General features: G+C 65.7%; 25 protein-coding genes and 1 tRNA gene. 16 read left to right on the plus strand and 10 right to left on the minus strand.

What is annotated here, in order from left to right:
* Positions 1 to 18 precede the first annotated feature (18 nt).
* From SJY20_RS00135 to SJY20_RS00165, 7 genes are all read right to left on the minus strand, one after another.
* The gene (locus tag SJY20_RS00135) at positions 19 to 1,347 is read right to left on the minus strand and encodes a DNA-packaging protein (RefSeq protein WP_380784585.1); all 1,329 of its coding nucleotides are present in this window, start codon (positions 1,345 to 1,347) and stop codon (positions 19 to 21) included.
* Complete coding sequence (locus SJY20_RS00140; RefSeq protein ID WP_380784586.1) at positions 1,344 to 2,051, minus strand: hypothetical protein; 708 nt, start codon at positions 2,049 to 2,051, stop codon at positions 1,344 to 1,346. The genes SJY20_RS00135 and SJY20_RS00140 overlap by 4 nt, the downstream gene beginning before the upstream one ends.
* Before the next feature lie 660 nt (positions 2,052 to 2,711).
* A complete protein-coding gene (locus SJY20_RS00145; protein WP_380784587.1) occupies positions 2,712 to 3,746 on the minus strand; it encodes an ImmA/IrrE family metallo-endopeptidase in 1,035 nt (344 codons plus the stop codon).
* Positions 3,688 to 4,014, minus strand: coding sequence for a hypothetical protein (locus SJY20_RS00150; protein WP_380784588.1), 327 nt, complete (start codon positions 4,012 to 4,014; stop codon positions 3,688 to 3,690). Before SJY20_RS00150 ends, SJY20_RS00145 begins: the two co-directional genes overlap by 59 nt.
* Positions 4,007 to 4,234 (minus strand): colicin E3/pyocin S6 family cytotoxin, encoded by a 228-nt coding sequence (locus SJY20_RS00155; protein WP_380784589.1) that lies wholly within the window; start codon positions 4,232 to 4,234, stop codon positions 4,007 to 4,009. The genes SJY20_RS00150 and SJY20_RS00155 overlap by 8 nt, the downstream gene beginning before the upstream one ends.
* Positions 4,231 to 4,404, minus strand: coding sequence for a hypothetical protein (locus tag SJY20_RS00160; RefSeq protein WP_380784590.1), 174 nt, complete (start codon positions 4,402 to 4,404; stop codon positions 4,231 to 4,233). The genes SJY20_RS00155 and SJY20_RS00160 overlap by 4 nt, the downstream gene beginning before the upstream one ends.
* 449 nt (positions 4,405 to 4,853) lie before the next feature.
* Positions 4,854 to 7,541 (minus strand): TonB-dependent receptor plug domain-containing protein, encoded by a 2,688-nt coding sequence (locus tag SJY20_RS00165; RefSeq protein WP_380784591.1) that lies wholly within the window; start codon positions 7,539 to 7,541, stop codon positions 4,854 to 4,856.
* Positions 7,542 to 7,906: 365 nt separating this feature from the next.
* On the opposite strand from SJY20_RS00165, the gene SJY20_RS00170 reads away from it, so the two are divergent.
* From SJY20_RS00170 to SJY20_RS00210, 9 genes are all read left to right on the plus strand, one after another.
* Entirely contained in the window at positions 7,907 to 8,110 is a 204-nt protein-coding gene (locus tag SJY20_RS00170; RefSeq protein ID WP_380784592.1) for a hypothetical protein, read from the plus strand.
* Positions 8,111 to 8,317: 207 nt separating this feature from the next.
* Entirely contained in the window at positions 8,318 to 8,683 is a 366-nt protein-coding gene (locus tag SJY20_RS00175) for a CsbD family protein (protein WP_380784593.1), read from the plus strand.
* A 7-nt stretch (positions 8,684 to 8,690) separates the two neighbouring features.
* Entirely contained in the window at positions 8,691 to 10,223 is a 1,533-nt protein-coding gene (locus SJY20_RS00180) for a PAS domain S-box protein (RefSeq protein ID WP_380784594.1), read from the plus strand.
* A complete protein-coding gene (locus SJY20_RS00185; RefSeq protein ID WP_380784595.1) occupies positions 10,220 to 10,453 on the plus strand; it encodes a hypothetical protein in 234 nt (77 codons plus the stop codon). The genes SJY20_RS00180 and SJY20_RS00185 overlap by 4 nt, the downstream gene beginning before the upstream one ends.
* 32 nt (positions 10,454 to 10,485) lie before the next feature.
* Positions 10,486 to 11,376, plus strand: coding sequence for a hypothetical protein (locus SJY20_RS00190; RefSeq protein WP_380784596.1), 891 nt, complete (start codon positions 10,486 to 10,488; stop codon positions 11,374 to 11,376).
* Between the two features lie 83 nt (positions 11,377 to 11,459).
* Positions 11,460 to 13,562, plus strand: coding sequence for a S9 family peptidase (locus tag SJY20_RS00195; protein ID WP_380784597.1), 2,103 nt, complete (start codon positions 11,460 to 11,462; stop codon positions 13,560 to 13,562).
* Positions 13,559 to 13,951: an acyl-CoA thioesterase gene (locus SJY20_RS00200; protein ID WP_380784598.1), complete on the plus strand. Its 393-nt coding sequence runs from the start codon at positions 13,559 to 13,561 to the stop codon at positions 13,949 to 13,951. The genes SJY20_RS00195 and SJY20_RS00200 overlap by 4 nt, the downstream gene beginning before the upstream one ends.
* 104 nt (positions 13,952 to 14,055) lie before the next feature.
* Positions 14,056 to 14,490: a hypothetical protein gene (locus SJY20_RS00205; RefSeq protein ID WP_380784599.1), complete on the plus strand. Its 435-nt coding sequence runs from the start codon at positions 14,056 to 14,058 to the stop codon at positions 14,488 to 14,490.
* Positions 14,483 to 14,698, plus strand: coding sequence for a helix-turn-helix transcriptional regulator (locus SJY20_RS00210; RefSeq protein ID WP_380784600.1), 216 nt, complete (start codon positions 14,483 to 14,485; stop codon positions 14,696 to 14,698). The genes SJY20_RS00205 and SJY20_RS00210 overlap by 8 nt, the downstream gene beginning before the upstream one ends.
* Positions 14,699 to 14,863: 165 nt before the next feature.
* Here the strand turns inward: SJY20_RS00210 and glmM are convergent, their stop codons facing one another.
* A complete protein-coding gene (gene glmM / locus SJY20_RS00215) occupies positions 14,864 to 16,201 on the minus strand; it encodes a phosphoglucosamine mutase (RefSeq protein ID WP_380784601.1) in 1,338 nt (445 codons plus the stop codon).
* 66 nt (positions 16,202 to 16,267) lie between these two features.
* Here glmM and SJY20_RS00220 point away from each other — a divergent pair, with 66 nt between their 5' ends.
* Complete coding sequence (locus SJY20_RS00220) at positions 16,268 to 17,542, plus strand: dicarboxylate/amino acid:cation symporter (protein WP_380784602.1); 1,275 nt, start codon at positions 16,268 to 16,270, stop codon at positions 17,540 to 17,542.
* Positions 17,517 to 18,509 carry an aldo/keto reductase gene (locus tag SJY20_RS00225; RefSeq protein WP_380784603.1) on the plus strand — a complete coding sequence of 331 codons (993 nt, stop codon included), beginning with the start codon at positions 17,517 to 17,519 and terminating at the stop codon, positions 18,507 to 18,509. Before SJY20_RS00220 ends, SJY20_RS00225 begins: the two co-directional genes overlap by 26 nt.
* Before the next feature lie 160 nt (positions 18,510 to 18,669).
* Here SJY20_RS00225 and SJY20_RS00230 read toward each other — a convergent pair whose 3' ends face one another.
* The gene (locus SJY20_RS00230) at positions 18,670 to 20,463 is read right to left on the minus strand and encodes a peptide MFS transporter (protein ID WP_380784604.1); all 1,794 of its coding nucleotides are present in this window, start codon (positions 20,461 to 20,463) and stop codon (positions 18,670 to 18,672) included.
* A 140-nt stretch (positions 20,464 to 20,603) separates the two neighbouring features.
* Here SJY20_RS00230 and SJY20_RS00235 point away from each other — a divergent pair, with 140 nt between their 5' ends.
* The 3 genes from SJY20_RS00235 (at position 20,604) to SJY20_RS00245 (ending at position 22,227) form a co-directional block, all read left to right on the plus strand.
* Positions 20,604 to 21,182: a nitroreductase gene (locus SJY20_RS00235; RefSeq protein WP_380784605.1), complete on the plus strand. Its 579-nt coding sequence runs from the start codon at positions 20,604 to 20,606 to the stop codon at positions 21,180 to 21,182.
* Between the two features lie 47 nt (positions 21,183 to 21,229).
* A complete protein-coding gene (locus SJY20_RS00240; RefSeq protein ID WP_380784606.1) occupies positions 21,230 to 21,586 on the plus strand; it encodes a GntR family transcriptional regulator in 357 nt (118 codons plus the stop codon).
* 131 nt (positions 21,587 to 21,717) lie between these two features.
* Positions 21,718 to 22,227 carry a DUF2238 domain-containing protein gene (locus SJY20_RS00245; RefSeq protein WP_380784607.1) on the plus strand — a complete coding sequence of 170 codons (510 nt, stop codon included), beginning with the start codon at positions 21,718 to 21,720 and terminating at the stop codon, positions 22,225 to 22,227.
* 52 nt (positions 22,228 to 22,279) lie between these two features.
* On the opposite strand, the gene SJY20_RS00250 is transcribed toward SJY20_RS00245, so the two are convergent.
* Positions 22,280 to 22,354: transfer RNA gene (locus tag SJY20_RS00250), tRNA-Gly, on the minus strand.
* 140 nt (positions 22,355 to 22,494) lie between these two features.
* Here SJY20_RS00250 and SJY20_RS00255 point away from each other — a divergent pair.
* Together SJY20_RS00255 and SJY20_RS00260 are read left to right on the plus strand one after the other, a co-directional pair.
* Entirely contained in the window at positions 22,495 to 23,256 is a 762-nt protein-coding gene (locus tag SJY20_RS00255; RefSeq protein WP_380784608.1) for a hypothetical protein, read from the plus strand.
* Positions 23,165 to 24,694: a Y-family DNA polymerase gene (locus SJY20_RS00260; protein ID WP_380788496.1), complete on the plus strand. Its 1,530-nt coding sequence runs from the start codon at positions 23,165 to 23,167 to the stop codon at positions 24,692 to 24,694. Before SJY20_RS00255 ends, SJY20_RS00260 begins: the two co-directional genes overlap by 92 nt.
* The last annotated feature ends 4 nt before the right edge of the window (positions 24,695 to 24,698 follow it).

Raw genomic sequence — 24,698 nt, forward strand, 5'->3', positions numbered from 1 at the left:
TTCAGCCCCGCCGCACGCTCACTTCACCAGCCGCACCCGCACATCCTTCGCCGGCCCCAGCATCAGCGCCGACATCGCCCACACCAGCGCATCGGCGCGGTCCGGCGATCGTCCCGGCCCCTCATAGCCGCCACCGACCACCAGCCCGCACAGCTCGTCCTCCAGCTCGGGGAACCCGCCGACATGCCACGCCCGCCCACTTTCGTAGAGCGCCGCCACCGGCTCCGCCCGCGCCACTTTCCCCTGCGACGCATGCACCAACGTCAACGGCATCACGCGGTCCGCCGCGCGCAGCACGCTCTCGACCATCGCCCCGCCCTGGTTCTTCTCGGCGATCACGCGGTCCGCCCGGTGCCGTGCGACGCAGTCCGCCACCGCGCGCGCCCATCCCTCGGGCGACAGGTCGGTCACGCTGGCATCCTCCAGCACATAGGCGTGGTCGTCGTCGCCCCTCGCCACCACCACGATCCCGCACGCATCGCCGCCGGTGCCCTTCGCGGTCCCGGCCGGCGGATCGACCCCCACCACAACCCGCACCCGCTGCACCGGCATCGTCCGCAGCCGCCGCGCCTCCAGCCCCGCGCGACTCCACAGCGCACCGACCAGCTCGTCGATCATCTCGCCGTCCAGCTCCTGCCGCCCCAGCCGCGTGCCGCCGTACAGGTCGTCCATCTGCCCGACCCACCCCGCATCCAGGTGCAGGTTGTCGTGCGTCCGCCCGCGCGTCTCGACGCAGTCGGGCATCGCCATCACCCGCCGCATCAGCTTGGTCGGCCGCGGCGTCGTCGTCACCAGCACCTGCGGCCGCTCGCCGATCCGCAGCCCCAGCATCAGATTGTCCCACGCCGCATCGCCGCGCCGCCACTTGCCGATCTCGTCGCACCACGCCGCCTCGTGCTCGGGCCCGCGCAGCGACTCCGGCACCTCCGCCGAATAGGCGTAGGCCCGCGCCCCGCTGGCAAAGTGGAACTCGCCGTCATGCCGCCGCCACGCATAGGCCTCGTGCGCCCGCGCCACCGCGATCAGCCCGCTATTGCCCTCGATCATCACCCGCCGGACATCCTCCAGCGTGCCGCCAACCAGCGCGATCCGTGCGTGGGGCCGCGCCCGCGCGATCGCGCTGACCCATTCCGCCCCCGCCCGGGTCTTGCCGAATCCGCGCCCCGCCCGGATCAGCCACACCCGCCAGTCGTCGCGCGCGACGCATTGCCCGTCATGCGCCCATAACGGCCAGTGATCCGCCAGCGCCCGCCGCTCGGGCGTGGTCAGCTTCCGCAGCACCCCCAGCCGTTCGTGCTCGGGCAAAGCCGCCAGCCGCGCGCGCAGCGCGAACAGCGAAGCGCTCACGCCGCATCCCCGATCGCGTCCTCCGGCCCGTCTACATCACCGCCAGTCGCACCAGTTCCGTCCTCCTGCGCATCCGCACCGCCAGCCTCCACCAGGCCAGCCCCCGCCAGTTGCGCGACCCGGCGCAACCGCTGCTCGGCGATCGCCAGCTGCTTCATCAGCGCCTGTTCGACGTCGCCGATCGGCACGGCCTTGTAGGTGCGCTTCTGCGCCGCCCGCCCCGCGATCGCCGACGGCCGACGCAGCGCCAGCAGGTGCAGCGCCAGCGTCTGGTCGAGCCGCCCCACAACCGCTCGATCTCCATTCGGCTCGATCGCGTTGACGTCCGCGATCACATGACCCTCGCCATCCCGTCGTTCGCCGAGCGCGCTGCTCAGCAATTCGGATTCGAGCCGCCCATAGCCCTGCTCCAGCGCCGCCTCCCACAGTTCGGCGAACGCGGCGTCGCGCTGGCGCGCTTTATAGGCGCCCGCCAATCCCATCCCCGCCGCGTCCGCCGCCATCCGCACGTTCGCGGTCGCCGCCAGCGCATCCAGGAAGCGTCCGCGCCTTGCCTGGCTCCACGATTGCTCCGGCGCCTTCTTCAATTTGGTCCCACCCCGCTTCCGCGCCGTCACCATCACGTCAGCGTTCCCAGCCGCGTTCCTGTCCTCGCCACCGTTCTCGGCGCCGTTCCCGACACCTTTTCCGCGCGTGTTCGTCATGCCATCCCCCCGACCCAGCCGACCGGAACGAAAAAAGCGCGGGAGCCCCCCGGCACCCACGCTCACCACCCCGACCCGCAATTCTTCAGCGTTCCTGATATGTACCTGAACAGCGTGACGATGTCAAGCAGAATGTACCAGATGGGTTTGACCCGTGCGCCTGCTATTCTCGACTCACATCCAAAGGTGCAGGTTCGATCGCCGCCATCGCCGACGACCTTAGCTTGAACGGACAGCCCATGCCTCGCGTAAGGTCTCGAATGTCCGACTTGGTGGAAAGCAGCCTGGCGGCTTTCGAACGCTCGGGTCGGTAACCGGACGCTTGTTAGCAGAACGGTAGCCGAAGTCGCCTTGCCGAGTTGTTCTCAAAAATCCTGCAGAGTTCCTGGCCGCGAACAGAGTCAGCCAAGAAGCGCGCGTGCGATCTTAGGCGCTTCACTGCTTCTCGTACCAGCGATGCCATTGTAAGCGCGGGGGACCGCGGCTTGGTTGTACCCAGGCGCGAACGCCCGGTGACGAAGTTCTCCACACCGACTAGCGCGGGACCGCCTCAGGCTTTAAGGTGAAGATTGGCAAGACCCGGTAACTGGTCAGCGAGGTGGCCTGCACGATCGGCGGCCGTGGGTTCATCGCGGTAGTGAGCTTGAGGCAGCGCGAAATCTACGGAGCCAAACGCTTCTTCGCCTGCTGGTGGCATCTTGCAATGAGGTAGCTGGGGAAGTCGGGATGATCGACAATCGCCTTAAGCCAACGATCCCGATCGTTCCTGTTCTGGCACTGTTCGAGCGCGGCAAGGTAGAACTCATCTGCAGTCTGCGCATTTCTTGCCCGACTGAACGCGGCGCCAATCACCGCATTGACCCGCTGTTGCGTCAGGAACCGCTGCTCTTCTGGGATGCTCAAGAGCATTCTGCCGAGTATCTCTCGCCATGGCTCTTCTGGCTCGCCTGGAATGCGAACCGTGTCCCGCACCTTCCACCATAGGTACGTGGTGGTTGAGCTACTGAGTTCCCGTGGCGCTTCGACGACGAGCGTATCGAACTCGTCTAGGCGGCTCCCAACCGCGGGTGGCTTGGCGTTGGTTCCCCGGGTTCTACCGGACCAAGCAATGAAACCGTCCCGGACGGCCGCTCCCACGTAACCAGTTGGGCAAAGCTTCTGGACGCGAAAAAGGGCCGCATCGAAGGAGACGTCGGCTACTTTGATGATCAAACGCATTAGGTCCGTCGGGTGATGGGTGCGCTCGATACAACGAAGCACCCATACTGTGGGCATGAGCAACTCAGCAGCGAAGCGGTTCGCCTCGGCCTCCATCTCTACATATTTGCCCCGCTCTCTCGAATGCGGAACGTCCACCTCGTCGACGATCGTGCCGGTGTGCCACGGAATGCGGATATGCCCGATCTCATGAGCGAGCGTGAACCTGCGCCGAACTCGATGCAAGCCGTCAGATATCCAGATCTTCGGTCTGACGCCACTAAGTTTTAGGTCGAGGCAGAGGCCATCAATCTTCAGCGGAAACTTCTTATTGGCCACCGTGGCCATTGAGGCGGCAAGCGCCTCTACATCGATGGGCGGCTCAAGCCCACGACGCTGTACAAGCAGGGCCGCGTGGCGCTCTTCGGGAGTTTCCAAATCAACGGTCAGGTTGAGCTGCAATCCATCGCTGGAGAGCACTGATTTTGCCAGCGTCATCAGAACGCGCCGCGATGCGCTCGTAAGATCGTATGTTGTCATTGACAGCCCTCGCGATAGGCACGCGCTCCATTCTCGCCTTTACGATGATCGGGAGTGCATACGAGTCGGCCGCCAGCAGCGTATACTCTTCCCAGCTTAGTCCGAGGAAATCGTGCAACTCTGCGATCGAGTCGGAGTCATGCCAATAATCGATGAAGTCGTTAATGTCCTCGGCTTCAGCAAAACCGAGCGCATAGCGATCTATGAATTTCGTCGGCTCAGACATTGATCCGTCGACCTTTCACCGCAGGCTTAACCAAAACCCCAGTCATTGCATGGGCCACGCCGAAATGCCGACCTCGACTGGTGAAAACCTCTATCTCCCCGTGGAGGCTGTCCCAGGTATATAGATATGCTCCGCACCAGCTTCGCCACCGATCAGCTCCGTAGACATATCCGAGCTTCTCGCACTCGTCCAGAAATGAGGGCCGCGGCCGAGGTATCATAAAGGCTGGAAGACGCTGACCACGCGGCCGACGATCTGCGCCTCGCTGTCGCGAGCTTCGATCGGGGTGACGGCCTGGTTCTCGCTGTCAACCTTCAGCGAGCCATTAACAACCGAGAGCAACCTCTTAATCATACCCAAATTTTCGTAGACGATCTTCCAGATACGCACAAGTAGAGCACGTCTAACGCAAATGGTACCGCTCCGGCTGCAATGGCCGACGCTAATGAGGGGTGACGTCGCCGTGATGGCGCAAGCGCGGCTGATCTACCCCACGGTCGGTCGGACATACGCTGGTTACGGCGTGCGCCTTGAGCTGGACCGGTCTGACTTTGTTGCCAGATTTCAAAGCATCCTGCCGCAATACTCGATGACGACTTTCGAGCCACGCCGAAGGTTGTCCATGAACGAGCGGCCGATCTCAGCATAACGAGAGTATATCGCTAACGTCCGCAATCGGACATTAGATACCGCGAAAGGCGTCCTGCCGGACCGATGCCAGATTGCGGTACGCATTACGGATTGCCGTTCGGCGATTGCCGCTACCAACGCGACACACACCTGAATAATCAAAGCGCGCTCTATCCAGAACAGGGGGACGCCGAAGCGCCCCCTCCCCCTCAGTACTTCACACGCAACCGCGTGTAATAGAACCCGCCGTTGAACCCGAACGGTCCGCCGTTCCGCGCATAGACCTGGCCGTCGGACGTGCCGCCGGTCAGCGGATAGATCTGCACGGTCGATGTCGGCTTCAGCCGGTCCGGTTTCTCGTCGGTGAAGTTCTGCGCGCCCACCGACAGCGTGAAGTGATCGGCGAAGATGTAGCTCAGCTCCAGGTCGGTGGTGTATTTGCCGCCGAACCGCTGGTTGGCATAGCCCTCGGCGGGCGTGGTCGCGGTTGCCGCCTTGGTGACCGTCACGCCGTAATCCTGCGCGCTGGTCCACGAGCTGTAGTAATTCTCGCGGACGTTGAAGCTGAGATTTCCCAGCGACCAGTTGCCGTTCCAGACGATGCGGTGCTTGGGCGCCAGGTTCTCGGCATCGATCAGCTGCGCGAGACCGACCACGCGGGCGTCGTAATCGGTGACCTTGGTGTCGTTGTAGTTGTACGCCAGCGAGAAGTTCAGCTGCGCGCCGCTCAGCTTGGTGCGCCAGGTGCTGACCACGTCGACGCCGCGGGTGCGGGTCTTGAAGCCGTTGGTGAAGTACTGCACCTGCCCGTCGACCCCGACCGCAAGCAGCGCGGGCTGCGCCGCCAGGTTCGCCGCGGTGACGATGAACGGCGAGGTCAGCCCGATGCGATTGCGCAGGCCGATCTGATAGCCATCGACGGTGAAGGTCAGCCCCGGCACCGGCTCGAGGATGAAGCCGAGCCCGTAGTTGGTCGACTTCTCCGGTCCCAGCTCGGTCGCGCCGAAATACTGCGCGACCGCGGTGTTGGTCGGATAGGTGCCGCTCTGGAACGCGACGCCGTTGTTGAACGACGTCGTCACGATCGAGACGTTGGACTGGCCGGGCGACGGCGCGTGGAAGCCGGTGCCGAAGCTGCCGCGGACCGAAAAGGCTTCGGCGAACTTGTACAGCGCGTTGACCTTGCCGACCCAGGCATCGCCGAACGTGTTGTAATGCTCATAGCGTCCGGCGGCGCCGACCGTCAGCGCCTCGGTGATGTCGGTTTCCAGCCCGACATAGGCGGCATAGGCGGTCTGGCTGAATTTCCCCGCGGTTTGTGGGCTGGTGCCGGCATAGCCGCTTGCGCCGACGCCCTGCGCCGCGGTGGTGCCCGATGCGACGTACACGCCGGGTGCGGTCTGGGTGAAGAGCTGCTGCGCGACCGCATAGGGTCCCGCGGCATAGGATTGCAGGTCGCCCGCGGTCTGTTGGTAGGTTTCCTTGCGATATTCGCCGCCGGCCGAGAGCGTCAGCGGTGCGGCCAGGCCGGCGTCGAGGGCATAGGTGAAGTCGGCGTTGAGGTTGGTCTCCTTCTGGATCAGGTCGCCGAAGTCGAAGCTGGTCTGGGTCGCCGGGCCGTACGAGAAATTGGCCGAGTTATACATCGACAGCGACAGCTTGTTGCGCGCACGGGTGCCCGACAGGTCGTAGCTGAAGTCGCCCGCGGTGCCCTTGTAGCCGACCACGCCGTAGATTTCCTGCGTTTTGCCGACGAACCGCGGCGTGAAGCCGGCGGGGTAGAGCTTGGAGAACTGGAAGGTGTTGGCGTCGCGGACGAACCCGCCTGCCTTGCAGGTCGCGCTGCCGGTCGGGCACAGCGTCAGGAAGAAGGTGTTGTTGAACGCCCCGTTGGCCCCCTGGTTACGCACCACGCCATTGGTATCGACCGCCGTGCTCGACACCGAAGGCCGGTAGTTGAAACTTTGATTTCCCTTGTTTTCCGCATAGTTACCGAAAAAATAGAGCTTGCTGGTGCTGGTCACGTTGAGTGCTGCGTTGACCACCGATTTGAACCCGTGCGACGGCGAATTGCCCCAGATCTGCACCGGCAGCGGGTAATTCGGAAGCTGCGACGCCAGCGCCGGGAAGTTCTGCGCGAAGTTCGCCGCCGAAGGCCGCGTCCGCCCGCGGCTGGTCTGGCCTTCGTCGGTATATTCGCCGGTGGCGTTGACGAACCCCCAGCTGCCCTTGATCCCGGCATTCCCCGCGATCTGATAGCTTTCGCCGTCCCCCGCATAATATTGCCCGGCGCGCCCGACCAGTTCGATGCCTTGATCCTGCCGCAGCCCGTAGTTGAGCACGCCGGCGATCGCATCCGATCCATATTGCGCGGTGGCACCTTCGCGCAGCACCTGCAGGCTGCCGATCGCGAGCGACGGGATCGCCGAGATGTCGGGCCCCTGCGCGCCGCGGCCAAGACCGGTGTCGCTGCCGCCATAGACCTGCACCAGCGCCGAGCGATTGTAGCGCTTGCCGTTGATCATCACGAGCACCTGATCGCCCGACAGCCCGCGCAGCGACGGCGATCGCACGAAGGTCGACGCGTCGGAAATCGAGTTCTGTCCCGCATAGAAGGACGGAACGATGTTCTTCAGCTGGTCGATCATGTTCGCGGCGGGTTGTACGGCGAGGTCGGCGGCGCTGATCACGTCGACCGGCGACGGTGAATTGGTCAGCGTGCGATCGGTGCGGCGCGTGCCGAGGACGACGATATCGTCGGCCGGAACGGGTGAAGCGGAGCCATCCTGGATCGCTACCGCGAGCGGCGCGGCCGGATCGGGATCGGCCGCATAGGCTGCAGAGCCCGACAGAAAGGCAATTGCCAGCGCAACGGTCGAAGTTGTGGATTTGATCATCTAAGCCCCCTTGATAATACGACTTTCCGCGTTCCTTCCGATATGTTCCCGTCCTCGATCGCCGAAACTTCGGTCGACCTGAACGCTTCTTGCTGGGCCCTGTGGATGTGCGGCGATGTCGTTGCGAGTGCATCGCCGCTACGCAACAAGTCGCCACATCATTTCCATTTTGACAATCGAAAACGTCCGCTACGGGAATAGTTCTGACGGATTGTTGCAATTCTGTCGCAAAGCGAGCCGATGCCTCGCCCGGCGGGGTCGCTCGTCCCCCGGCGGCCCGCCCCATACCGACTGGCGTAAATCTACTACCGCAGGGGTGCATCTGCACGATATCGCGGCATGGTGCAGGCTGGTAGCGCCGGACCATGAGCGAACAGTGTAATCACGACATCGTCACCCGGTCTCCGGAAGAAGAGCGGAAGTATATGTTCAAGCGCGCGGAGCACCACCGCCACGCCGCCGACAACGCGGCCGACACGTCGTCCCGCAACATCCACCTGCGGCTCAGCGAGTTGTATCACAACCAGGCGGCACTCATAGACGTAGTATATTCGGACCATATCCGCTGACAACACTACCAGGAACAACCGGGTGCCGTGGTAGTTTCTACGCTTGGCAAATCCGGCCGCACTGCCTGCAGCACGAACGACATTAACGCTAATGGCGCGCCGATTGGCAATCATCGTCCACGAACGGGACACTGGCGATCGTCAGCTCGTTCGGTGGCATCCATCCCCGATAACGCAACGTATCTTCATTCCGCGAAGGAAACGATCATGAATAAAGACGAATTCAAGGGCGGCGCCCGCTATGTCGGCGGCAAGATCGAAAAGACTATCGGCGACACAGTGGAAAGTCGCGACTGGCAGGTCGACGGCGTCGTCGACCAGGTCGCAGGCGGTGCGCAGCACGCCTATGGCCGCGCCAAGTCGATCGTCGGCGATGCCATCGACAGCGCTCCCGAACTGGCGGAAGAAGCCCGCGACCGGCTGAAGGCGGCCGGCGAGCGGATCGCCGATTCCGCGCAGAAGAACGGCACCATCGCGGCGCAGACGGTCCAGGACACGCCGATGCTGTGGGCGCTCGCCGCAGGGCTCACCGGCTATGCGATCGCCTGGCTCGTCCACGGCCGCCGCGTCTGATCGCGCGATGACAACGGCATCGTTCAAATCCCTGCGCGAGACCGCGGATCTGCGCCATCTGCGCCAGATCATCGTCGGTCTCGACGAGGGCGTGATCCTGATCGATCCCGACCAGAGCCTGCTCTGGGCGAACGATGCCGCACTGGCGATGCACGGCGTCGGCGATATCGCCGACCTCGGTGCGACCGTCGACGAATATCGCGACCGGTTCCGGCTGCGCTATCGCAACAACCACCGCCTCGACGCCGACGATTATCCGATCGAACGCGTCGTCGCGGGCGACGCCTTTTCCGAAGTCGTCGTCGAGGTAACGGTCGCCGGCGAGGACAGCCCGCGCTGGGTCCATCAGGTCCGCAGCCTGGTGCTCAATGACGACGACGACGGCGAACCCGCCTGTCTGGTCCTCATCCTCCAGGACGTCTCGGCGCGCTACGAGGCAGAGGACCGCTTCGAACAGTCGTTCAACGCCAACCCGGCACCCGCGGTGATCTGTCGGCTCGGCGACCTGCGCTTCGTCAAGGTCAACCAGGGGTTCCTGGATATGACCGGCCACCTGCGCGACCAGGTCCTGTGCAAGACGGTGTACGATATCGACGTGCTGCGCGAAGCGGACCGGCGCGATCTCGCCAAGGAACGCCTGGCAGAGGGCCGCACCATCCCGCAGATGGAGGCCGAGCTCGAGCTGCCCGAGGGCGGTACCAAGCTGGTCATCGTCGCCGGCCAGCCGATCGACATGGGCGACCAGCCGTGCATGCTGTTCACCTTCGCCGATCTCGAACCGCGGCGAAAGGCGGAGGGGGCGCTGCGCCACAGCGAGGAACGCTTCACCCGCACCTTCCAGCTCGCGCCGGTACCGATGGCGATCGGCGCGCGCGACGGCCACCGGCTGTGCGAGGTCAACGCCAGTTTCACCCAAATGACCGGCTATGCCGCGACCGAGATCATCGGCCGGCCGCTGGGCGAGGTAAACCTGTGGGAAAGCACCGCGGTCTGCCACGCGATCGAGGCCTCGATCGACGGCGGGCGTGATTTGCGCGGGCATGAAGCGCGGATCCAGGCCAAGGACGGCGCGACGATAGACTGCCTCGTCTCGACCGAGGCGATCCGGCTCGGCGACGACGCCTGCGTGTTGTGGGCGTTCCAGGACATCACGCAGCGCAAGGCGACCGAACTCGAACTGGTCGAGGCGATCGCCGCGGTGATGAAGGATACCAGCTGGTTCAGCCGCTCGATCATGGACAAGCTGGCGCGCCTGCGCGCTCCCCAGACCGATATCGAGGGCCCCGGACTCGACGACCTCACCGCGCGCGAACGCGAGGTGCTGGCGCTGATCTGTCGCGGCCATGACGACAAGACCATCGCGCGCACCCTGAATGTCGCGGGCAATACCGTGCGCAACCATGTCGCGCGGATCTATGCCAAGATCGGCGTCAACCGGCGCATCGCGGCAGTCGCCTGGGCACGCGCACGCGGCTTCGACGGCGAAGGCGTGATGGCCGAGAAACCCGCGCCGCGCGCCCGGCAGAAGGTGGCGGCATGACCGCGTCCCGAACGCCCCGCTCCGGAACACCCAGTTCGAGCCCCGATACGCCTGACGATCCCGCCGCCAAGGCCGCCGCGGTCCGCACCGGCAAGGGCTCGGTCCAGGAAGCGATCGGCAAGCTCATCGGCGACGACGCGGCGCGCGAGCGCGGCACCGCCGAGAAGCAGGCCGGCACTGACGCCGCCACCGAAGCAGCGACGCGCACAAAGAAATCCTCGCGGTCCTGAACCGCAGCGATCCCATTTCAACAGGAGTGACTATGACGACCTTCACAACCGGCGCGGCGACAGGCCATGCGCCGATCGACGACGCATATCTCGACAAGACCCCGACCCGGCTGTCCTGGGGTTCGATCTTTGCCGGCGTGGTCATCGCTGTCGCGGTCCAGCTCGTGCTCGGCATCCTCGGCGCCGGCATCGGCCTGACGATGGTCGATCCGGTGGCCGGCACCACGCCCGGCGCGACCGGGTTCGGCATCGGTGCAGGGATCTACTGGCTGATCACCACGATCGTCGCACTCGGCGCAGGCGGCTATGCGGCGGCCCGCGTCGCTGGCGTGCATGAGCGCTTCGACGCGCTGGTCCATGGCCTGGTGGTCTGGGGCGTGACGCTGATCCTGACGCTCTATCTCCTGACCTCGGCGGTCGGTGGGATCATCGGCGGCGCATTCCGCACCGTCGGCGCGGTTGCCGGTGCAGCCGGAACCACGGTCGGTGCCGCAGCCCCCAAGGCCGCCTCGATCGCCGGGATCGACGAAGGCGACGTCCGCAGCGAGGCGATGGAATATCTGTCCGACGCACCCAGCGATCCCGCCCAGATGACGCCGGAGCAGGCGCAGAAGGAAATCGCCAAGTCGCTGCCGGCGCTCGCCCGTGGCGGCACTGACGGACGCCAGGCCGAGAGCCGCATCGTCGACATCGTCGCCGCCCAGCGCAAGATCAGCCGTCCCGAGGCGCAGGCCCAGGTGACGCGCGCCAAGCAGCAGTTCGCGCAGACCAAGACCCAGGCCGTTGCGACCGCCAAGTCGGCCACCGACCAGGCTGCCGGTGCCGCTGCCGGCACCTCGTTCGTCCTCGTGCTGGCGCTTCTGATCGGTGCCGCCGCTGCAGGGTTCGGCGCAACCGCCGCAACCCGTCGCCGGCTGCGCTGAGTGTACCGCGGCGGGCCAGCGTATCCGGCCCGCCGCACCTTTTACGGCTTCGACACCCGTCGCGCGTCGCGGTACATGGGCGCATGACCAGCACGCCCCCCGCTTCCGCAGCCGCTTCCGCAACACGTCCCCCCGCCGCGCCGCCCGTCGCGGAGCGCCGCGATCACAGCTTCACCACGCACGGCGTCACGATCGACGATCCCTATGCCTGGCTGAAGGACGCCGGCTATCCCGAAGTTACCGATCCCGACATCCTCGCCTATCTGGCCGAGGAGAACGCCTATTTCGAGGCCGCGATGGCCCCGCATGCGCCGTTGGTCGACACGCTCTACGAAGAGATGAAGGCGCGCATCAAGGAGGACGAGAGCTCGGTCCCGCAAAAGGATGGCGACTGGCTCTACTGGACCGCCTACGAAACCGGCGGCGAATACCGCAAATGGTGGCGCAAGCCGGTTGCCGGCGGCCCCGACGAACTGCTGCTCGACGAACCCGCGCTCGCCGAGGGTCATGAATATTTCCGCCTCGGCGCCTTCTCGATCAGCAACGACGGCCGCTACCTCGCCTATGCGATCGACGACAACGGCTCCGAACGGTTCGAGGTCCGCGTCAAGGATCTGCAGACCGGCGAACACCTGCCCGAGGTCATCCCCGGCATGCTGTCGGAGATCGTCTGGACCGCGGACGATGCCGGGTTCCTCTACGGCCTCGCCAACGAACAATGGCGTACAGACAATGCGCGCTTCCACCGCCTCGGCACCCCGATCGACCAGGACGTCGTGCTGTTCCACGAAGAGGACGAAGGTTTTCGGGTCGGCGTCGGCGAAACCAGCTCGCGCAAATGGATCACGATCGCGACCAGCGACCATGTGACGAGCGAAATCTACCTCCTTCCCGCGCACGAACCGCTCGCGGTCCCGATCCTCGTCTCCGCACGGAAAGTCGGGCGTGAATACGATGTCGACGACCACGACAACACGCTGTTCATCCACACCAACGACACCGACCCCAATTTCCGGCTTTGCACCGCGCAGCTCGAGGAACCCGGCGTCTGGACCGAACTGATCGCGCCCTCGCCCGATTTCTATATGACCGGCGTCGAATGCTATCAGGACTTCTTCATCGTCGACGGCCGCGAGGACGGGCTCGATCAGATCGCGATCCACCGCTACGAAACCCCGCTCGAAGGGCGCCGCATCGCCTTCCCCGAGGCGAGCTACGTCGCCGGGCTCGGCGACAACCCCGAATACGACATGACCGTCCTGCGCCTCGGCTATGAATCGATGGTCACGCCGGGTTCGGTCTATGACTACGACGTCGACACCGGCGAGCGCACGCTGCTCAAGGTCCAGGAAATCCCGAGCGGCTACGACGCCGCCCAATACGGCACCGAGCGCCTCAAGATCGCCGCGCGCGACGGCACCGAGATCCCGGTCTCGATCGTCTACCCCGCGAACTTCAAGCGCGACGGCACGCAGCCGCTCTTCCTCTACGCGTACGGCGCCTATGGCTATGCGATCCCGCCCGGCTTCTCGACCGGACGGATGAGCCTGCTCGACCGCGGCTTCGCCTATGCGATCGCGCATATCCGCGGCGGCGACGATCTCGGCCAGCAATGGTATCTCGATGGCAAGCTCGAAAAGCGCACCAACACCTTCAACGACTTCGTCGATGTCGCAAAGGGACTGGTCGCACAGAACTGGACCGCAGCCGGCAAGATCGCGATCGCGGGTCGCTCGGCGGGCGGCGAACTGATGGGCGCGGTGGTCAATTCGGACCCCGAGCTCTGGGGCGCGGTGATCGCCGACGTGCCGTTCGTCGACGTGCTCAACACCATGCTCGACGACAGCCTGCCGCTGACGCCCGGCGAATGGCCCGAATGGGGCAACCCGATCGAGGACAAGGCAGCCTTCGATCTGATCCGCTCGTACAGCCCGTACGACAATGTCAGCGCCCACGCCTATCCGCCGATGTTCATCAGCGGCGGCCTCAACGACCCTCGCGTGACCTATTGGGAGCCCGCCAAATGGGCCGCCAAACTCCGCGCGACCAAGACCGACGCCAACCTGCTGCTGCTCAAGACGAACATGGGCGCCGGCCACGGCGGCAAGTCCGGTCGTTTCGAAAGCTTGCGCGAAGCCGCGGAGGAACACGCCTTCGTGCTCTGGCAGCTGGGCGTCGCTGGGTGACGCCCTTCACGCTCTCGATCACGGCGACACCGGCCGACATCGACGAGCTCGGCCACGTCAACAATGCAGTCTGGGTCCGCTGGATCCAGGATATCGCCACCGCGCACTGGGACGCGGTCGCGCCCCCCGAGCACCGCGCCGCCTATGTCTGGGTCGTGACCCGCCACGAGATCGACTATCGCGGCAACGTTCAGGCCGGCGAAACCGTCACAGGCGAAACCTGGGTACCCGAACCCCCCAAAGGCGCCCGCTTCAACCGCCACGTCCGCTTCATCGGCGCCGACGGCAAGCCGGTAGTCGAGGCGATCTCCACCTGGGCCCTCCTCGACCGCGCCACCGGCCGCCTCCTCCGCGTCCGCCCCGACATAGCCGCACCGTTCCTGGCCTGATCGTCCGCTAACGCCCAATTGCAGCCGCTCACCCGAGATAAGCCACCGTTGACATGATGTAACTCAAAGGTTACGTGTAACCTTGAGGTTGCAAAGAGGGTATCATGAAGCTAACTGCTCGATCGCCGCATCAGATCGTATCTCAACGAGGCAGATCAACGTTATTAAATGCGCTTGCCGGTGCCTGCTTTTCGTTTGTGGCGATAAGCAACGCTTACGAGCATCCGACCCGAACGCCGGCCTACATCGTGCTCTGGGCACTGTGGATGATCGTCACATTAATCTGGGTTTTCGGTGTGCCCGGAGGCGCGGGCTTTTCAAAAGCCGAGCGCGGTGTTGTCAACGACGAGCTTGCAAGATCACATCAGGCCGCAGCGGCAAAAGTCGGGCTGCTATGTGCGATGATCGGACTTGTGCTTCTGTCGCTTGGGGAATTCTTTCGCATCGAGTTGCCGATATGGGCAGTGCCTGCTGCGACCAGCGGAACAGTGGTTGTGACCGCGCTATTCTTCGCATGGCTCCAGCTACGTCATGACTGAGCTTGTTGCGCATCTGAAAACTTGGCGGATCGAGGCGGGGCTTACCCAGCAGGATCTGGCGGAACGGATCGGCGTTTCGCGAAAGACCATCAATACTGTCGAGAACGGCGTATTCGTACCATCGACGGTTCTTGCGCTAAAGCTCGCAAAAACTTTGGGGGCTACGGTCGAACAACTTTTCGAGCTTCATAAAGCAGATCATGCGTGACGTCCGCCTCGCTGATAACTTCCCACAAGCGACCAGTCCGCTTTCCACCAAACCCAGACATTTACGTTCTCTCGACCAGGTCGCAGAAACGTAAAATGTAATACGCTGTTATCGGCTCTCCCCCTGCGACACTCGCCTGCCACAGTGTGAGAGCGGATTTCTCCGTTACACCGCCGCCCTCACTGCATCGCAGATCCGGTCGACCACGCGCTCGACCTGCGCCGGATCATCGCCCTCAGCCATCACGCGGATCACCGGCTCGGTCCCCGACGGCCGGATCACCAGCCGCCCGCGCCCTTCCAGCTCGGCCTCCGCCGCCGCGATCACCGCCTTCACGCTCTCGACCTCGAGCGGCTTGCCGCCCGCGAACCGCACGTTCTTCAACAGCTGCGGCAACGGCTCGAAACGGTGCAGCACCTCGCTCGCCGGCGCCCCCGCGCGCTTGACCTCGGCCAGCACCTGCAGCGCCGCGACCAGACCGTCGCCGGTGGTCGCATAGTCGCTCAGGATGATGTGCCCCGACTGCTCGCCACCGACATTGTAGCCGCGCGCGCGCATCGCCTCGAGCACGTGGCGATCGCCGACCGCTGTCCGAACCAGCCCAAGTCCCTGCGCCGCCAGATGCCGCTCCAGCCCCAGGTTCGACATCACCGTCGCGACCAGCCCGCCGCCGGCCAGCCGCCCGGCGCGGGCCCAGCTCGCCGCGATCGTCGCCATCAACTGGTCGCCGTCTACCACCGCGCCCTTCTCGTCGACCACGATCAGCCGGTCGGCATCGCCGTCCAGCGCGATGCCGATGTCCGCACCGCTCGCGACCACCGTCTCGGCCAGGCTCTGCGGCGCGGTCGATCCGACGCCGTCGTTGATGTTGGTGCCATTCGGAGTCACGCCGATCGCGACGATGTCCGCGCCGAGTTCCCACAACGCCGACGGTGCGACCTTGTACGCCGCCCCGTTCGCGCAATCGATCACGATGCGCATCCCGTCGAGCCGCAGATTCTCCGGAAACGTCGACTTGGCGAAGTGGATGTATCGCCCCTGCGCATCGTCGATTCGCCGCGCCCGCCCGATCTGCGCCGACGGGACCAGGTCGACGTCGCTGTCGATCAACGCCTCGATCGCCGCCTCTGCCTCGTCGCTCAGCTTGTAGCCGTCGGGCCCGAACAACTTGATCCCGTTGTCCGCGAACGGGTTGTGGCTGGCAGAGATCATCACGCCGATATCGGCGCGCATCGACTGCGTCAGCATCGCCACCGCGGGCGTCGGCATCGGCCCGACCATCACCACGTCCATGCCGACGCTGGTGAACCCTGCGACCAGCGCCGATTCGAGCATATAGCCCGACAGGCGGGTATCCTTGCCGATCAGCACACGGTGCTTGTGCCCCCCGCGCAGGAAATAGGCGCCGGCCGCCATTCCGACCTTCATCGCCATCTGCGCGGTCATCGGCGAGACGTTGGTGGCCCCGCGAATCCCGTCGGTACCAAAATATTTCCTTGCCATCGGGGCCGTCCTGTTCCGCTATCGCACTTTGGTCGTTCTTAGCGCGGCTTAGCAACAAGGGCGAGCATGTCGCAGACTACACGAATCCTGTCCGCGCTGATCGGCGGCATCGCGCTCGGCATCCTCGCGGCGCGGTTCGCGCCCGGCCACGCGCTGGCGGCGACCGCGGTCACCCAGCCGATCGGCGCGGCATGGCTGCACGGATTGCAGATGGTGATCGTGCCGCTCGTCGTCGGGCTGCTCGTGACCGGGATCGGCGCCACCACCGAAGCGGCGCGCGCCGGCCGGATCACCGCACGCGCGATGATCATGATCGTCGTCATCCTGTGGAGCACCACCTTGATGTCGGCATTCGTCATGCCGCTGATCCTCGATGCCTTCCCGTTGCCAGCCGGCCTTGGCACCGCCCTGCGTGAAGCCCTCACTGGCGCGACCCCGGTCGGCCCGGTCCCCGGCATCGGCGCGTTCTTCGACACTATCGTCCCCACCAACATCGTTGCGGCGGCATCCGGCGACGCCTTCCTGCCGCTCACCGTCTTCTCGCTCGCCTTCGCGTTCGCGGTGACCAAGCTGCCGGACGACCGCCGCCGCATCCTCACCGGCTTCTTCCAGGCGGTGGTCGATGCGCTGCTGATCATCATCAACTGGGTCCTGAAGCTCGCCCCGATCGGCATCTTCGCGCTCGCCTACGGCGTCGGCGCGCGGACCGGCACCGCGGCGTTCGGCGCGCTGCTGCACTACATCGTCTGCGTCTCGGCGATCGGCTTCATCGTCCTGCTCTCGGCCTATCCGATCGGGATGATCGGCGGCCGCGTCAGCCTCGGCCGGTTCGCGCGCGCGGTCGCCCCGGCACAGGCGGTCGCGATCAGCACGCAGTCGTCGCTCGCCTCGCTCCCCGCGATGCTGAAGGCCTCCACCGATCTCGGCGCATCGGCCTCGACCGCCGGCATCGTCCTTCCGCTCTCGGTCGCGGTGTTCCGCGCGACCAGCCCGGCGATGAACCTCGCGGTCGCACTTTATGTCGCGCACTGGCTCGGGCTGCCGATCGGTCCTGCTCAGATGGCGGCGGGCGTCGCAACCGCCGCGATCACGACGATGGGGTCGATCTCGCTGCCCGGCACGATCAGCTTCATCGCCTCGGTCGCGCCCGTCGCGCTCGCGATGGGGATTCCGCTCGAGGTGCTGGGTCTGCTCATCGCGGTCGAGACCGTGCCCGACCTGTTTCGTACCGTCGGGAACGTGACGATGGACACCGCCGTTACCATCTCCGTTGCAGCCCGCACCCAAGCGACCGGGGCCGGCCAGGAGACTCTTGATGAAATATCGCACGCTCGGCCCTGACCTCGAGGTTTCCACGCTAGGCCTGGGGCTGATGCCGATGGCCGGCATCGGCAAGGGCATGTACGGCCAGGCCGACGAGACCGAGAGCATCGCCACCATCCACCGCGCGATCGACCTTGGCGTGACACTGTTCGACACCGCCGAGATCTACGGCCCGCTCAAGAACGAGGAACTCCTCGGCAAGGCGATCCGGGGCAAGCGCGACGGCGTCGTGATCGCGACCAAGTTCGGCTTCCGCTACGACGACACCGGCATGACCGGCGTCGACAGCACCCCCGCCAACGTCCGCCGCGCCTGCGAAGGCTCGCTGAAGCGCCTCGGCGTCGAGACCATCGACCTGCTCTACCAGCACCGCGTCGACCCGAACGTGCCGATCGAGGATACCATCGGCGCGATGGCCGAGCTCGTGACGGAGGGCAAGGTCCGCCATCTCGGCCTGTCCGAAGCCGGCCTCGACACCATCCGCCGCGCCGCCGTCACCCACCCGATCGCCGCGTTGCAAAGCGAATATTCGCTGTGGGAACGCGACGTCGAGGAGGCGATCCTGCCGCTGTGCCGCGAACTCGGCATCGGCTTCGTCCCCTACAGCCCGCTCGGCCGCGGCTTCCTGACCGGCCAGATCACCAGTCGCGACGACCTTGCCGAAGGCGATTACCGCCGCAACGATCCGCGCTATTCGGACGAGAATTTCGCCCGGAACATGGAAATGGTCGCGGTGGTCAAGACGATCGCCGACGCCCATGGCGCATCACCCGCACAGGTCGCGCTCGCCTGGCTGCTCGCGCAAGGCGACGACATCGTCCCGATCCCGGGCTCCAAGCGCCGCGTCACGCTGGAAGACAGCATGAAGGCGGCGGACGTCACGCTCTCTGCCGACGACCTGAAGAAACTGGATGCCGCTGCGCCAAGGGGCGGTACCGCCGGGCCACGCTACGGCGAAAAGGCAATGTCGATGACGCGCATCTGAACCGCTCAAGAACCTGATCCTCCCCTTTGAGGGGAGGTGGCAGCCCGCAGGGCTGACGGAGGGGTAGCCCGGTATCGACACCGAGACCCGCTCGAAAGGGCGATACCCCTCCGTCTGGCAATGCCAGCTACCTCCCCTTGCAGGGGAGGAATACCGAGCCTTACTGAACCCCGTGCATCCACCGCTTGATCAACGGCGACACCAGCAACAGCACCACGCCGATCCCGGCCGACACCAGCCCGATCGTCCAGAACACGCCCGAATAGGTATCCAGGCTGACCTTCAGATTGGTCACTTGGCCGCCGACGGTCTCGACGCTCGCCACCTGCGCGACCACGCCCGCGACATATTGCGCGACCGAGATCGACAGGAACCACACCCCCATCATCAGCCCGACGACGCGCGCGATCGACAGCTTGGTGATCATGCTCAGGCCTACCGGCGAGATGCAGAGTTCGGCGAACGAGTGGATGAAATACAGCCCCGCCAGCCACCAGATCCCGACCTTGAAGCTCGGCCCGACCATGCTCGCGCCCCAGACGAGGAACAGGAAGCCGACACCGACGCCGATCAGCGCGATGCCGAACTTGACCGGGATCGACGGCTCCAGGCCCTTGGCGGCGAGCTTGGTCCACAGGATCGACATCACCGGCGCCAGCGCGACGATGAAGAACGCGTTGAAGAACTGCGTCTGCCCCGCCGAGATGCTGAACAGCCCGAACACGCTGAGGTCGGTGTTGCGATCCGCGAACAGCGTCAGGCTCGACCCGGCCTGCTCGAACAGCGTCCAGAACACGACGTTAAACACGATCAACACCATCGCCGCCAGCATCATCTGGAACTCGCGACGCTCGCCGTTTGCGAACGACCAGATCAGGATGCCCGGCACCGCGATCAGGAACGTCCCGAACAGCAATTTACCCATCAGCGACAGCGAGACGATGTAGCCGACGATCCCCGACCCCGGCACCGGCGGCTCGGCGTTCATCAAATTGACGAACAGCAGGTAGAAGATCGGGATGCCGAGCAGCGCGGCGGCATAGATGCCGAGCGCACGATCGGGTCCGCTACGCACCGGCGGCTCGCCATATCCGCTCAGCTTGCCGCCATCGAACTGGATCAGCGTCCACGAGAACAGCATGCCGATCGCCGCCAACCCGAACCCTGCCCACCAGCCGAACGCGACCGCGAGGAACGGGCACAGCAGCTGCGAGAACAGCGACCCCAGGTTAATCCCCATGTAGAAGATCGTGAACCCGGCATCGCGGCGCTTGTCGCCCTGCGCATACAGCTCGCCGACCATCGTCGAGATGTTGGGCTTGAAGAAACCGTTGCCGACCGAGATCATGCACAACGCCAGCAGCATGATCGTGACGTAGAAGTCGCTGCGTTCGGCGCCCGATTCGAAGCCACCCTTTTCGACCGTCCGCGCGGTCGATCCGTCTGCCGCGAGCAGCGAGACGGTGCCGTCGTCGTTACCCTTGATCTTCAGCTTGTTCGCGCCATCGACCAGATAGCGGACCTCGCTGTCGGCCTGGTCGATGACCTGGATCGCGTAGCGCTGGTTGGCGATCGTCGCATACGGCTTGGCGGTCTCCCCGCCGAAGCACAGCAGCAGATAGCCCAGCGCCATGATGATCGCGCCGAATTTCACCGCACGCTTCGATCCCAGATACTGGTCGGCCAGATACCCGCCGACTAAAGGCGTCAGGTACACCAGCGCGGTATAGCCACCGTACAGACCGGTCGCCTCGCGGTCGCCGAACACAAAATGCTTCGTCAGGTACAGCGTCAGCAGCGCGCGCATGCCGTAATAGCCGAACCGCTCCCACATCTCGGTGGTGAACAGCCGGGCCAGCTGCCGCGGATGACCAAACCAGGTCTCGCCGTGCGCCGGATTCACATGCGTGATATCCGGTTCGCGCGGGGTATCCGCGGTCGGGGTGTCCACCATTCATACGCTCCCTGATACGCAACGCGCCTTGAACGACGGCGACGTCATTGCCGCGCAACCTAGCGGCAAAGCGCGCCCTGTAAATCTCGCGGCAGGGCGCGCCCTGTAAAAACCGTGCCCCTGCGCCTATCTGCCGCACCATGCTCAACGACACCTCAAGCGCGCTCGCGTTGCTCGCCACGCGCCGCTCGGGCAAGCCACGCGATCTCGTCGCGCCGGGGCCCGATGCCGACCAGCTCGCGCGCATCCTGCTGATCGCCGCGCGCACCCCCGATCACGGCAAGCTCGCACCCTGGCGTTTCGTCGTCGTCGGCACCGATCAGCGGGCGGCGCTCGCCGCGCTGATCATCGACGCCTATCGCAGCGAACGGCCGCAGGCGTCGCGCACCGAGATCGAGGCGCTCGACCAGTTCGCGCATCAGGCCCCGACGCTGGTCGTCGTGATCGCCGCGCCAAAGGTCGAAAGCCATATCCCGCTATGGGAACAGGAGCTGTCGGCGGGTGCAGCGTGCATGAACCTGCTCCACGCCGTCCACGCCCAGGGGTTCGCCGGCGGATGGCTGACCGGCTGGCCGAGCTATTCGGATAAAGTCCGCGACGCGTTCGGCACCGCGCCAGAGCGTATCGCCGGCTTCATGTTCATCGGCACCCCCTCGCGCCCGCTCGACGAACGCCCCCGCCCGGATATGGCGCGTCTGGTCTCGACCTGGCACCCGTGATCCAGCGCGGGACTCGACGTTTCAGCCAATTGCTGTATTAAGTCAGCATGACAGCGCTAAGCAGTGATGACAGCCCGGTCTACATCCGGTTGCGCGGGACCATCGCCGCAGGAATCCTGCGCGGCGATTATCGTGCCGGCGACCAGCTTCCCTCGGTCCGCGCATTCGCCGCCGAACACGGCGCCAACCCGCTGACCGTCGCCAAGGCCTATCAGAGCTTCCAGGACGACGGCTATGTCGAGGTCCGTCGTGGCGTCGGCATGTTCGTGCTGCCCGGTGCCGCCGAAGCACTGCGCGTCGCCGAACGCGAGACCTTCGTGATGACGCACTGGCCGCGCATCCGCAGCCATATCGACTTGCTGGGCTTGGACGTCCACGACCTGCTGGCGCGCGAGTCCGTCTGACCCCGACTCGCCTGATCCCGCCCCGCTCGATATCGGGCGGTTCGATATCGGCCGTCGCCGCGCTCACGCTGATCTGGGTCGGCGGGCTGATCCTGTCCGGCTGGGATCCCTATGATCGTGCGACCTGGTGGATGGAGATCGCGCCGGTACTGATCGTGCTGCCGGTCCTATGGGCGAGTGCACGCCGGTTCCCGCTGACACCGCTCGCGATACTGCTGATCGGCTTGCACGGCCTCGTCCTGATGATCGGCGGCGCCTACAGCTATGCGCGCGTCCCGATCGGCTTCGACGTCCAGCATCTGCTCGGGCTGGCGCGCAACCCCTATGACCGGTTCGGGCACCTCATGCAGGGCTTCGTCCCCGCGATCGTGTTCCGCGAACTGCTGATTCGCCGCGGCGGCCTGCGTCCCGGTGCCTTGCTGAGCAGCCTGGTGCTCGCCTGCTGCCTCGCCGTCAGCGCCAGCTACGAACTGATCGAATTCGGCGCGGCGATGATGCTCGGCCAGGGCGCGGACGAATTTCTCGGTACGCAGGGCGATCCGTGGGACACGCAATGGGACATGCTGATGTGCCTGGTCGGCGCGATCGCCGCGCTGGCGCTGCTGTCCCGGGTCCATGATCGCCAGCTGACGCGACCCTGAACGCAGAAATGGCCGCTTGCGCGGCCATCCTGAACCCAAAACTGTAGAAAACTGGAGCGGGCGAAGGGATTCGAACCCTCGACCCCAACCTTGGCAAGGTTGTGCTCTACCCCTGAGCTACGCCCGCTCTGGCGCCTATGCCCTTAGCGAAGCTCGCTAGGGGCTGGGTGAGGCGCGGCACTAGCCCGACATGCCGGACACCGCAACCCCCAAGTTCAGAGATTTCCTGCTTGGCGACTCGACCAATAGAACATTACAAGAACATCTATGGCCGACTCGACCGCCCTGCTTGCGCATCTGCGCAGCCTTGCCGCCCCTGCGGTACCACGCCAGGCCGATTCGCGCCCGGTCGAGGCGTGGCTCGCCGATGGCCTGGCGCCTGCGCAACTGCACGAGATATTCGCGGTCGAGGCCGATGACGGCCCCAGCGGCGCCGGCTTCGCGATTGCCTCCGCGCTGGCGGCCGACGCGATGCCGTTGCTGTGGCTCCGCACCGAAGCCGGCGAGCGACAGGGCGGGCGACTGCACGCGACCGGTCTCGCCGAACTCGGGGTCGACGCGTCCACCTTGCTGATGGTGCTGGTCGCCGACGAGGCCGCGTTGCTGCGCGCCGCCGCGGATGCCGCGCGCTGCCCCGGCCTCGGCACGCTGCTGATCGAATCCTGGGGCCGTGCGCCGGGGCTGGACCTGACCGCCACGCGGCGGCTGATGCTCGCCGCCGAATCGTCGGGCGTCACCGTGCTCAGCCTGCGCATCGCCGCCCAACCGGTGCCGAGTGCTGCCGCCACCCGCTGGCAGGTGACCGCCGCGCCATCGCGCGCGCTCGAGGCGAACGCGCCGGGGGGCCCTGCCTTCCAAGTCGAATTGTTGCGCCGTCGCGGAGGCCATGCCGGCCTTGGCTGGTGCGTGGAGTGGAACCGTGACACGCGAATCTTCGATCCCCAGGCGCTATCTTGCGCTGGTCTTTCCCTGGCTTCCGGTGGAGCGGCTGCGGACCGAGCGCCCGCATCTGTTCGTCGGACGGGATGAAGCCCCGCTGGCGTTCGTCGAATCGGTCGCTGGCGGCATCCGCCTGAAGGCGCTCGACCGCGAGGCGATACGTGCCGGGCTCACCGTCGGACTGACGCTCGCCGACGCCCGCGCGCGCGTGCCCGACCTCGAAGTCTATCCCCACGACGCGCATGCCGATCATGCCTGGCTGGAGCGGCTGGCCGATGGCTGCCAGCGCTACACCCCGTCGGTGGCGCTCGACGCCCCCGACGGGCTGGTTCTCGACATCGCCGGCTGCGTCCATGAATTTGAGGGCGAACGACGGCTCGCGGCTGATCTCGAGGACCGGCTCGCGCGCCGCGGTCTGCTGGTCCGCCACGCGTTCGGCGACACTCCGGAGGCCGCGCGCGCGCTCGCCCGATTCGCCGGCGCACCCGCCCCCGACGAACGCCGCGCGGTAAAGCGCCTGCCGGTCGCCGCGCTCGGGCTCGACGACGACGCCACCACCGCCTTGGTCCGCGCCGGGCTGAAGACCGTCGGCGACGTCATGGCGCGTCCGCTCAGCGTCATCGCCGCGCGCTTCGGCGAGGGCGCGGCGATGATGGTCCGGCGCCTCAACGGCGACGTGAAGGGCCCGATCGTCCAGCGCCGCACCGTCCCCAGGATCGGTGTCGAGCGCCGCTTCGCCGAACCGATCGCGCGCACCGACTATGCGCTGGAGGTGCTGGCCGAGCTTGCGACCGAAGCCGCGGAGACGCTCGCCGAGCGCCACGAAGGCGGCCGCCGCTGGGAGGCCCGGCTGTTCCGCGCCGACGGCCTGGTCCAGCGACTCCGCGTCGAGACCGGCACACCGACCCGCGACGTCGCGCTGCTGATGCGGCTGTTCCGCGAACGCATCGACAGGCTCGCCGACCCGCTCGATCCCGGGTTCGGCTACGACCTGATCCGCCTCGACATCGCGCTCGCCGAGAAGCTCGACGCCAGCCAGCTCAAGCTCGAGGGCGGCGAGGCGCAAAAGGGTGAGGTGGTCCAACTCCTCGACCAGCTCGGCACCCGCCTCGGCCGCACCCGCGTCCGCCGCTTTTCGGCGCGCGACAGCCACATCCCCGAACAGGCCGAACTGATGCTGCCGGCCAGCGACCCCGTCCCCACCGCGCCCTGGATCCCACCCGAGACCGGAGAACCGCCGCTCCGGCCGATCTATCTGTTCGATCCGCCCCAGCCGATCGATTCGATGATGGCCGAAGTTCCCGACGGTCCCCCCAACCGCTTCCGCTGGCGCCGCACCGTGCACGAGGTCGCGCGCGCCGAAGGACCCGAACGGATCGCCGGCGAATGGTGGCGCCGCGACGACATCCCGACCCGCGACTATTTCCGCATCGAGGACCGCAAGGGCCGTCGCTTCTGGATCTTCCGCCACGGCCTCTATTCCGAACTGGAAACGCCGCGCTGGTACCTCCACGGGCTGTTCGCGTGACGCC

It is taken from the genome of Sphingomonas sp. R86521 (assembly GCF_042466235.1).
In the GTDB taxonomy this organism is placed as follows: domain Bacteria; phylum Pseudomonadota; class Alphaproteobacteria; order Sphingomonadales; family Sphingomonadaceae; genus Sphingomonas.